Genomic DNA, 9,538 nt, shown 5'->3' on the forward strand with positions numbered 1-9,538 from the left:
CAACATCGCCGCCGCCCTCCGCCACACCGGCCGCGACTACCTCCGGCCCCTACGAACCCTCGGCCTCACGTGACGAACCCGGACAGATCCCGATCACGCAATGACCCTGGGTAGAGGGAGGGTCCGTCAGGGGGATTTCTCGGCGATCAGCAGGGTGTAGCCGAGGGTGCCGTCCGCAATGGCGGCGCGGGAAGCGGCGAGGACGGCTGGGGCCGCGGCCAGGTCCACGCCGGCGTCGGCGAGTCTGGCCGCGGCGGTCATCCGTAGCAGGTTCAGCCGCGCCTCGATCTGGTCGATCATGCGGGTCATGGCCGCGTCATGGCGTTCGGTGTGGATCGTACGGAGCCCGGCGGCGGCCAGGATCTCGGCGTACTCGGCCGGCGGGCGGGCATCGGCGATGCAGGCGATCCGCGCGCCGAGACCCGTCAGTTCCGGCGGGAGCCGGTCGGGGGCGGCGGTGACATCGGCGATGCCGACCCGTCCACCGGGCCGAAGGACGCGGGCGAACTCCGCTGCGGCTTGGACCGTGTCGGGGAAGGTGCACAGGGCGCACTCGCACACCACGGCGTCGAACACGCCGTCCGGAAAGGGCAGGTGCTCGGCATCACCGGTGGTGAAGGTGACCCGCTCCGCGAGTCCCGTGGCGGCGGCCGTGCCCTGGGCGAGGGCGGTGTTGGCCGGTGAGTAGTCCACGCCGTCCACGCACACGCCGAAGGCGTCGGCGAGCAGGAGGGCGGTGGTGCCGCGGCCGGAGGCAACATCGAGAACGCGGCTGGCGTCTGTGAGTGCGAGATGGCCCGTCAGGCGCCGGGTCAGGGCGGTGCCGCCGGGATGGTAGGAGTCGCCGAGCAGCAGCGCGACCACGTCGGATGAGTACGCGGCGGCACAGCAGGCTTTGAGCTCGTCGCCGGCCGCGGCGGGCAGGCGGGTGCTCTCGTCGGGCGCGGTCATCGTGGGCCCTGTTCGGATTCGGCGGCGGGTTGTGCGCCACGCGCGGTCTTGGAGCCGTAGGCGGTGTCGGTGAGTCGGTCGGCCAGCGGCAGGGCGTTGGGTACGACGCCGGCGACGGGGACGCCGGACATCTGCGCGCGGATTTGTTCGCGGTAGCCGACGGAGTTGTAGGCGCAGAACGGGATGAGCCGTCCGTCGGGGGTGATCTCCTCCACGCAGCACTTCATCAGCTGTTTGACGTTGAGGGTGTAGGGGTCCTGGAAGTCCTGGACGACGATCATGAACGCCTTGTCGCCCAGGCCCTTGACGGCCGAGGGGAGGTCGATGCCGCAGGCGTCCGCGCAGTCCAGGGCCTGCGCGGTGGCCCGCAGTTTCTCCTGGGTCGTCTCTGTGCCCATGAAAGCGGAGGCCGACCACAGCTTCTCCAGGGCCTCGCGGATCCCGGCGTCGGGCATGACACGGTTGGTGACGTAGTCGAGGTAGTCCTCGACCTGCAGCAGGCGCGGGATGGGCAGGACGGTTCGGTTGCCCGGCTCGCCGTCCACGATCAGGTAGGTGATGGAGCGGCAGGTGGGGAAGCAGCAGGGGACGGGGAAGAAGTCGCCCTTCGCAAACCAGGCGGGCCGCTGTTCGGTAATCAGCTTGATGACGTCGGGGTTGGTGAGCCGGTTCAGCGGGTCGAAGGCGACATGGCGCCCGGAGTGGGTGACGGGCTGGAACGCGACGGAGCGCACGGCGGGGTGGTCGATGCCGAAGGTGATGATCTGGCCCAGTTCGTGCTCGTTCAGTCCGCGTTCGACGGCGGCGACCAGGGTGACGGTCAGCCCGGCCTCGGCGCAGTTGTCCAGTGCCTTCTGCTTGAACTTTCGCAGGTCGCGGCCCCGGATCTCGCGGTGGGTGCGCTCGTCGAAGCCGTCGAACTGCAGATAGATGTTCACCGACTTGCCCGGCACCTGGTTGCGTTCGCCCAGCTCGGCGACGAACCGTTTGTCGGAGGCGAGGCGGATACCGTTGGTGTTCAGCGTGACGTTCTTGATCGGCCGGGCTTGGGCGAGGTCGATGAAGTCCAGGATGTGCTGGTGGATGGTCGGCTCGCCCCCCGAAAACATCACCACCTCCGGCTCCCCCTCGGAGGCCACGAAGACGTCGAGCATGCTCGCGCACTGGGCGTGGGTGATGGAGTAGCCGTCCGCCTGGTGGCCGGAGTCGGCGAAGCAGATCGGGCAGTCCAGGTTGCAGCCGGTGTTGACCTCGATGATGCCCAGACACGCGTGCTGCTTGTGCTCCGGGCACAGCCCGCAGTCGCTCGGGCAACCGTCCTTGACTTCGGTCTGGAAGACCAGGGGGATGGTGCCGGGCTTGTTGAACCGGGCCGAGGACAGGTACTCCTCGGCGTCCCCGTAGACCAGGGCCTCGAACGGGCCGTGCTCGGTGCAGCGTTTGCGCAGGTACACCTTGCCCTCGCGGATGTTGACCTGCGCGTCGACCGGGGTCTTGCAGATCGGGCAGATCGACTTGGTGAACTCGATGAACACCTCGTCCCGGTCCCGCTTGACCGGTGCCGCCGGTGTCGGCCCTCCTTGATCCGTGGCCGGTGCCGTCTCGTCTGTTGTCATCGCATCTCCACATGGTCATCGTCGTGGGCCACACCCGTGCGGGTACGGGCTGGAGGGGTGTCGGTCCGGGCCCGGCCGGGCGGCACGCAGCAGCACAGTGGCGTACAGGAGGGTCAGCGCCTCTTGGACCAGCACGATCCAGGACAACGGCTGGGACAGGCGGACCCCGAAGCAGCCGCAGTTCGCGACCGTAAGACCGCGGGCGTATGCCTGCACCGCCAGCGCGGCCCACATCACCGAGACGGCCGCGTAGATCCACACCGGGGTGCGCGCCGTCGATCGCGGGTGGGCCAGGAACCAGATGCCGCACACCAGCTCCCCGGCGATCAGGGTCACCGCGAGCGCGGTCGCCGCAACGCCGTCCACCAGCCCGTACGCGGCCAGAATCGAGGGCATACGCCCGAAGGAGACGAGCTGGCCCAGGGCCATCGCTGTGTACACCGTGCCCAGCACCAAACGCAGCACCATGGTTTGAACGCTACGCCCGGCTGGGGCCGAGACCTGTGAGGCCGTTCACCGAACAACCGCCTCATCCACGCGACCATGGGAAACAGGGGATCCCGCCGCCGAGATGGCAGGCGGGATGCCTCGGAAACCCAGGGGCACGTGTATCTGCTTGTGGTGCGTACCGGCGGGTCGGTCCCCCACCGACTGGGAGAACCCCGCACCCGCTCATCACACGTAGAATTGGCTCATTCGGGCAGGGAGGCGTCATGCGACGCACCATCCGCATCGGACCATTCAGATTCGGGGCCGGCCGCAGCCAGGAGCGTACTGTGCCCGGCCCGGTGAGCCGCGATCGTTTCGCCGTTGATGTGGCAGAGGGGCTGATGGGCGTAGGCGTCCCGTTCAGGCGCGGGTGCAGCGCTCTGGGGTTCCGGGTACTCGTCACCGACAAGGAAACCGGCCGACGCCAGTACGTCTCCGAAAGCTACACGCACAACCAGGCGTATGCGGACGGCGAGAAGTACATCACCGAACTGGTCACCGGCAGGAAGCGGGTGAAATGACGGTCGGAGGTGCCCGGTGCGGGCGCGATCGGGCCAACCGCTGGATGGGCCGTAGCGGGCGCGCGGGGCGTCACCGTGGGCGGGCGCGTCGCTCCGCTTCCTCCTTGACTATCCGGAGCGAGCCGGCGACCGTCTCCTCCCACCGTGCTGCGACCAGACGGCCCCAGCGTTCTCCCAGCGCCCACCCGTCGGTGCCCAACTCACCCCGGTACTCCAGTCGCGTGCCCGGGCCGTTCTCGGACAGCACGAACGACTCGACGACGGCGGGCACCGGGCCGCGCACCAGGCGGAAGTCGACCCGGCCGGGGCGGGTGAACCGCACGGTCTCTGTCGTCGTCGCGGTCAGCCGCCCGCCCGCTACAGGGGTGAAGTGCGCGGCGAGCACCATGTCGGCGGCCCGTTCCAGCACCTGCACCTTCTCCCGCATCGCCCGGGTCGTTCGCCCGAGATAGGGCTGGGCGATCACATCGAAGACCACGTCCCTGGGCGCGCTGATGTCGATCACCTGTGGTCCCAGAGAACGGGTCCGCCGGCCCACACCCAGGTCGAGCGGCAAGGCCCCCGTCACCAGCCCCACATACCCGGCCGCAACACCGCCGCCCGCCGTCGCCACCATCGCCAGCCGACTGCCCCACCCCATAACCCACGTCCGTTCCCATGCGCTCCACATGCCGTCCGGGCACGACGCTACGGCCTGCCGCCGCGACCGTCGGTGACCACGCTCGCCTTCCGCCCACGGGTCGGCCCTCTAACGTGGGCGCAATGACCCGCGCCCCAAGAAAGGCCGGCCCACGTGTCCGTATCCGATCTCACCGACAGCCGCGCTGCGACTGACGCGCTTTTGGGGATCCTGCCCCAGGGCCGCTGGAGCCCGCAGGCGGTCGCGCGTTTTCTCACCCTCGCGGCCGACCGGTCGGTGCGCCAGGCGGTCCGGCGTCCACGGGCTCTCACGGAGATCACTGCCCTGCACCTCGGGTTCCTCACGCTGGCCCACGGGCGGGGGCGTGGATGGGTGGCGGCCAGCTGGACTCTGGGCGCCCTGCACCTGGGGATGCTGGAAGACCGCGTCCGGCTCTCGCCCGCCGATGTGCTGACGCTGATCCGCGGTAACCTCCCAGCTCTGGCTGCGGGGTCGGGCCGCTGGGCCGGTGTGGTGGCGATCGCCTCGGATCTGGCCGACGGTCACCTCGCCCGCCGCCAGGGCACCGCCTCTCCCTTCGGCGACTACGCAGACTCTTTCGCCGACGCCGCATTCTGGACCTGGCTGGTACTGCGGCACGAACCCAGCCGCGCCGTCCGCGCCGCGGCGATCACCGCATGGGTGATACCGGTCGCCGCCGTGACCGCCGCCAGCCTCACCCGCGGCGAGATGACCGACCGGCCCCGGCCCGCGCTGCTGCGTCCGGCAGCCACGATGCAGGCCATCGTCGCCGTACGCCACCTCCTACGCCCCTGAACCGGTCGCAGCCAACACCCCGCCGTCCGGCCGCCGACGCCCAAAAACGCACGGGACGTCGGCCGTCTGCGCTGGTCGAACGCCCGCCTCACGGCCCTCGGCGGTCTCCGGTGCGCCTTCGACGGCCACCGGTGTGCCAGAACGCGATGTGGTTCTGATCTTGCGGGCGAAAGGGCTGGGATGCGGGTAGTACCAGGCCGCGTTCGGGTTGACCTCGTCGACGCACGCATCGCCCGCATGGGCATCGACTCCCTCGCCGTGCTGACCCTCTACACCGTCGGCATCAGAGAGCTCATCGCCCTCGCTTATGCCTGTCCAGCCGATCATGTGCCGGTGCTCGCTTCTCCTCGCTAACGTGACTGGGTCGATGGCGAGGAGGATCGTGTGCTTAAGGGTGTGTTGATCGGGGGTTGTCTGCGGGTCGGAAGCGAGTTGGACAGCGTGCCGTTGCAGGTCACGACGGTGCGGCGGATCGAGGTCGCGACCGCGACAGGCAGGCGGCCCCGGCAGTGGACCCTGCTGGATCTACCCAGCCCCGGAGGGCGACGCCGGGCGGCTGGCCGGTGCACTGGCAGACTGCCTGGCTCCGCCCGGCGGCTGGTACGTCAACGACAACACCGGGGCCGAAGCGTTCGTCGTCTTCGCCGACCGCGCGTTTCGCTACCCCCGCGGCAATGGGGCTGCCCTGTCACCGGCGAGGAATACGCCCGTTCCGTGGGTGTGCCCGAGCCTCAGCGCGACTGGGAGGACTGACTCGACCTGGTCAGGTACGAAGCCGGATCACCATATTTCAGCGCGCGGCGTCGTTATCTTCGGCACCTAATAGGAATGAGGCGTGCTGACTGAACTAACTTCGGTATGTGTGCAGGTCAGGGGCCGCTCTATGAGTCACGGTACCCACCGCGGTGGATGGGGGCAGCACGGGCGTGAGGCTTCGAGGAGATCGGGGGAGTTGTGCGCCCGGCCTTGGCATCGGATGGCAGAGGGAGGCACGCTGAAGGAGAAAGGCATTCCGGGCGGCGATCTGCACACTTCGGGCCGGTGGAGGCATGGCTATGACGCTCTTTTTGCTTCTGATCCTTGTGGCTGTCGTGCTGGGAATCATCGGCGCGGTGGTGGAGGGGCTGGGATACCTGCTGGTCATCGCCATCGTGCTCTTCGTGGCCACCTGGGCCTTCGCCGCGGTGCGCTGGTCTCGGTCGCACCGGGGAACGCGGAGACGCCACCTGCGATGACAGCGACACCCATTACCCGGCGCGACCGGACTCCCAACGAGCGGGTCCGGGCCGGGGCGGGTAGGAGTAGGAGTGTGGCCGATACTTTCGCGGCCCCTGGTGGGCCCGCCTGATCGAGGAGGTGGCTTACCGTGACGGAGGCGACCAGCGCAGCCAAGAGCGATCCCCAAGCCTCTGGCACGACGACCTTGCAGGGAAAGACCGGAGCGGACGCGGCTGCGGCGACTCGGGGCAGGACAACCATCGCGGACGGCGTGGTGGAGAAGATCGCGGGGATGGCAGCGCGGGAGGTGCCAGGTGTCCACGCTCGGGGCGGTGGTTTCGCCCGCACCATGGGCGCGGTGCGCGGCGTGGTCCCCGGCGCCCGCGCGGGCGTCACCCGGGGGGTCAAGGTCGAGGTCGGCGAGATCCAGACCGCCATCGACCTGGCGGTCGTCGTGGAATACGGGGTGGCAATGCCGATCTCGCGGCAGAGGTCCGCGAGAACGTCATCGCAGCAGTCGAACGGACGACGGGTCTGGAAGTCGTCGAGGTGAACATCGCCGTCAACGACGTTCATCTGCCCGACAAAGACGAGGACGAGACGGCGACCGAAGGACGCGTGCAGTAGTCAGCCGTCCGCCCCCTCAACCGGGACATATCCCTGCGGTCGGACCGGAACCTCCTGATGCGCGTCGCTCGGCGGTTATCACCTCGTTGTGAGCTGGACAGGAACGGTGCCTGCTTCGCCGCCGTCACGGTGCATGCCCCGGGCAGTCCGCGGGGCGGGCTGCCCGGCCCAGAGCGCAGAGCGCAGAAACGGTGGAGCGGCCGGGATCGGGCCGCCACGCACGGATGACCACCGGCCTGTTGAAGGCTGACGGTCATCCGTGGGGTACGAAGCTGGCCGGGGGCCGTGCGCTGCATCGACGGGGGGCGAGGCAGGCGTCGCTTCGTGCCGTGCGTGTTTTCTACACCCGCTGCGGCCTCCGCGCACCCTATTCGCTCGCATTCCACCCTCCCTGGCGGGGTCGGGTGCCGGTCACTTGTGGCCTCCACGCTTCCACCGGTGGCCGTGGCGGCGATGTTGGGCGTGGTGGCGGTTAGGGCGCAGGGCTTTGGGGGTGAAAACGTGTTCTTCGTACCTGCCCAGGGCGAGGACCAGGCCGAGGAGGATGACGGGCAGCAGCACCACGATCAGGGCCGGACCGGGGCCCGCCAAGGCCACGGTCAGGCTGGCATCCTGGCGGGAACGTGGGCGGCGGCGAGAACCTGGGGCAGCGGCAGGGTCAGCGCGGCGGCGAGTTCGGCCAGTTCTTGCCCGGTGGGGTGCACGGGCCCTTCGGCGCCATCCTGCGCAAACACGCGAATGCGTGGAGTGCGGATGCCGGTGCGGTCTGCGAGCGCCTGCGCGTTCAGGTGCCGGGTACGCATAGTGGTCTGCAGCAGCCCTCCCAAAGCGTCCATCTCCTACCCCTGCCCCCCACAGGCGCCACCATGCCCTCGTGGGCGACGAACACGTGCCGGAACCGGAGTGGCGGCTGGCCGGCCGGCCAGGCTGCTCACTACACTGCGCTGGCCGGCAGTCCCGCTACCGCCCGCCCGGCCACCCCGGGACTGCCGGCATCCACGCACGGACGTCCCACCGCGGCGAGCGCTTCGGCGGGCTCACCGGATGTCCCTCTCGTCCCCGGTGGTGGCGGGCTCGGCCCAGCGGCCGAAAGGGCCGTCCTGTCCGGGACGTGCTCCGAGCACGGGCGCGCCCTTGGCGCGATGGCAGCCGTAGATCATGCGCTCATGATGCCCGCGTACCGGCCGAAAACCGCCCCGACAGGCTCGAGCCGCCGGAAGCTGGCGTGCGCCGATTCGACGGATTCGGGGCACGCCTGTGCCGTGTCCGGGGTTGAGTATCGACCGCGGCGCGTGGGAGGTGCGTCAGGAGGGCACGGTGGTCGGCACGGCGCGGGCCAGCGGCTTCAGGTCTCCGTACAAGGCGGCGTGCAGTGCGGCGGCCAGTTCACGGGCCCTGCCCTCGCTCGCTACGCCGTTGAGCGTGTAGTACCCCGGTCCCGGCCCCGAACTGGCGCTGATCTCACCGCTACGGACCAGACGGATTACGGCGCGACAAACAGCCTCGTGCGCGCAGTCGTCGATGACGTGCCCCGCAGCGGCGGTGAGCGGGTCGGCCTTGACCGTCCACCGCCGGCCGCGACGCTCGACGCCGACATACACGGCGTCCGCCATCTTGGCCGCCTTGTACGCGGCGTTGAACGTGTCGAGACCTGTGGCGTCCGGGATGAGGTGGGCGGGGCACGGGGACCGCAGCGATGGCATGAGAAACATCATGGCAGGAGGCAAGGGCCCTTCGCCCGCGGATCAGGAGGCATCCAGCCGCGCGTGATCGGGAGCGGTCCGTGGTGAGGGCGCCACGGGTGAACATGCACGGGTCGTCGCCTGCGGTCAGGCTGCAGGGCAGGGCGGCGCGGTCGAGGGAGAAACTCTGGCCCTGGGCGGGTCTATGGATCGGGCCGCCGTCTGAGGCGCCTCACCCCATCCAGCGATTCCGCTGCCGTCGCACGGCCCGATAAGCCTGGTACTCCAGCAGTAGATCGTGGATCCTGCGGTAGGAGCAGATTTGGAGAGTGTGCGGCTACCGCTGGGAGGTGCCCGAGGGCTGACGAGGTGGGCTCCTGGCCGGTGTGCAAGCGGTGGAATGCCGTTGGTGGGTCGAGGAGTTGACGTTCGGGTGAGTGCGCGCCCTGCCCAGAGTCGCGGGGCTGCGCTAGCCTGATGGCCCTTGACTCTCCGTCATCAGGGGGCGTACGTGTCTTGGCATCCGATGCCCACTGAGGCAACGACAGCCGAAGGGATTGATCTTGCGGATGTGCCGCGTAGGGCTGGAACCCGTCGGCGACTGTTGGCATGGATCGTCGACTTTGCTCTGGTAGTCACGGTGGCCGTGCTGTTGGGCTTCCTCACTGCCGACCGCATCGGCGCGTTGATAGCCGACGTGCCTGGATTGGCTGGCCGCAGCGTCTGGCAAGTCCTCACCTCGCACGGTCCACCAGCCGGCACCGCCGAGCAGGTCGGAACCTCGCTCTGGGACTCCGCTGTCCGGGACGTCCAGGAAGCATTCGCAGCGTTGGTGCTTGCCACCTTCGCTTACGGTCTGCCCCGCGATTGATCCGAGCGGGCGGTGACATGACGGTGGCCGCGCGGGTTCTTGAGGTGTGAAGATCAAGCAGACCCGCGCGGCCATGTCCCATCCTGCCTTGTGCGGTGTCTCGCTCC

General features: G+C 69.2%; 13 protein-coding genes and 1 pseudogene. 6 read left to right on the top strand and 8 right to left on the bottom strand.

All coding sequences use genetic code 11. The features are described from left to right. Positions 1 to 126 precede the first annotated feature (126 nt). The 3 genes from O3X23_RS43215 to O3X23_RS43225 are packed head-to-tail and all read right to left on the bottom strand — an operon-like array spanning position 127 to position 3,035. Positions 127 to 951 (bottom strand): class I SAM-dependent methyltransferase, encoded by an 825-nt coding sequence (locus O3X23_RS43215; protein ID WP_269280688.1) that lies wholly within the window; start codon positions 949 to 951, stop codon positions 127 to 129. Next, a complete protein-coding gene (locus O3X23_RS43220; protein WP_269280690.1) occupies positions 948 to 2,567 on the bottom strand; it encodes a radical SAM protein in 1,620 nt (539 codons plus the stop codon). Before O3X23_RS43220 ends, O3X23_RS43215 begins: the two co-directional genes overlap by 4 nt. A 15-nt stretch (positions 2,568 to 2,582) precedes the next feature. Further along, positions 2,583 to 3,035, bottom strand: coding sequence for a MauE/DoxX family redox-associated membrane protein (locus O3X23_RS43225; RefSeq protein WP_269280693.1), 453 nt, complete (start codon positions 3,033 to 3,035; stop codon positions 2,583 to 2,585). 245 nt (positions 3,036 to 3,280) lie between these two features. Here O3X23_RS43225 and O3X23_RS43230 point away from each other — a divergent pair, with 245 nt between their 5' ends. Beyond that, positions 3,281 to 3,577: a hypothetical protein gene (locus O3X23_RS43230; RefSeq protein WP_269280696.1), complete on the top strand. Its 297-nt coding sequence runs from the start codon at positions 3,281 to 3,283 to the stop codon at positions 3,575 to 3,577. Between the two features lie 70 nt (positions 3,578 to 3,647). Here O3X23_RS43230 and O3X23_RS43235 read toward each other — a convergent pair whose 3' ends face one another. Continuing rightward, positions 3,648 to 4,217, bottom strand: coding sequence for an SRPBCC family protein (locus O3X23_RS43235; protein ID WP_269280699.1), 570 nt, complete (start codon positions 4,215 to 4,217; stop codon positions 3,648 to 3,650). A 153-nt stretch (positions 4,218 to 4,370) separates the two neighbouring features. Between O3X23_RS43235 and O3X23_RS43240 the strand changes: the two genes are divergently transcribed. The 4 genes and pseudogenes from O3X23_RS43240 (at position 4,371) to O3X23_RS43255 (ending at position 6,878) form a co-directional block, all read left to right on the top strand. Next, entirely contained in the window at positions 4,371 to 5,033 is a 663-nt protein-coding gene (locus tag O3X23_RS43240) for a CDP-alcohol phosphatidyltransferase family protein (RefSeq protein WP_269280703.1), read from the top strand. 180 nt (positions 5,034 to 5,213) lie between these two features. Beyond that, positions 5,214 to 5,387, top strand: coding sequence for a hypothetical protein (locus O3X23_RS43245; protein ID WP_269280705.1), 174 nt, complete (start codon positions 5,214 to 5,216; stop codon positions 5,385 to 5,387). A gap of 701 nt (positions 5,388 to 6,088) precedes the next feature. After that, complete coding sequence (locus O3X23_RS43250; protein WP_269280707.1) at positions 6,089 to 6,268, top strand: hypothetical protein; 180 nt, start codon at positions 6,089 to 6,091, stop codon at positions 6,266 to 6,268. 131 nt (positions 6,269 to 6,399) lie between these two features. Then, a pseudogene (locus tag O3X23_RS43255) lies at positions 6,400 to 6,878 on the top strand (Asp23/Gls24 family envelope stress response protein). Between the two features lie 411 nt (positions 6,879 to 7,289). On the opposite strand, the gene O3X23_RS43260 reads toward O3X23_RS43255, so the two are convergent. The 4 genes from O3X23_RS43260 to O3X23_RS43275 all read right to left on the bottom strand — a co-directional run bounded on the left by O3X23_RS43260 (position 7,290) and on the right by O3X23_RS43275 (position 8,581). Further along, positions 7,290 to 7,475, bottom strand: a complete 186-nt coding sequence (locus O3X23_RS43260) for a hypothetical protein (protein ID WP_269280709.1) — start codon at positions 7,473 to 7,475, stop codon at positions 7,290 to 7,292. 2 nt (positions 7,476 to 7,477) lie between these two features. Then, positions 7,478 to 7,714, bottom strand: coding sequence for an XRE family transcriptional regulator (locus O3X23_RS43265; RefSeq protein ID WP_269280712.1), 237 nt, complete (start codon positions 7,712 to 7,714; stop codon positions 7,478 to 7,480). 201 nt (positions 7,715 to 7,915) lie between these two features. Further along, positions 7,916 to 8,038, bottom strand: a complete 123-nt coding sequence (locus O3X23_RS43270; protein WP_269280714.1) for a hypothetical protein — start codon at positions 8,036 to 8,038, stop codon at positions 7,916 to 7,918. 144 nt (positions 8,039 to 8,182) lie between these two features. Further along, a complete protein-coding gene (locus O3X23_RS43275; protein ID WP_269280717.1) occupies positions 8,183 to 8,581 on the bottom strand; it encodes a hypothetical protein in 399 nt (132 codons plus the stop codon). Between the two features lie 583 nt (positions 8,582 to 9,164). Between O3X23_RS43275 and O3X23_RS43280 the strand changes: the two genes are divergently transcribed. Further along, on the top strand, positions 9,165 to 9,431 hold the full coding sequence (locus tag O3X23_RS43280) for a hypothetical protein (RefSeq protein ID WP_269280719.1): 267 nt from the start codon (positions 9,165 to 9,167) through the stop codon (positions 9,429 to 9,431). The last annotated feature ends 107 nt before the right edge of the window (positions 9,432 to 9,538 follow it).

The sequence above is a fragment of the Streptomyces sp. H39-S7 genome (genome assembly GCF_027158205.1).
GTDB lineage: Bacteria > Actinomycetota > Actinomycetes > Streptomycetales > Streptomycetaceae > Actinacidiphila.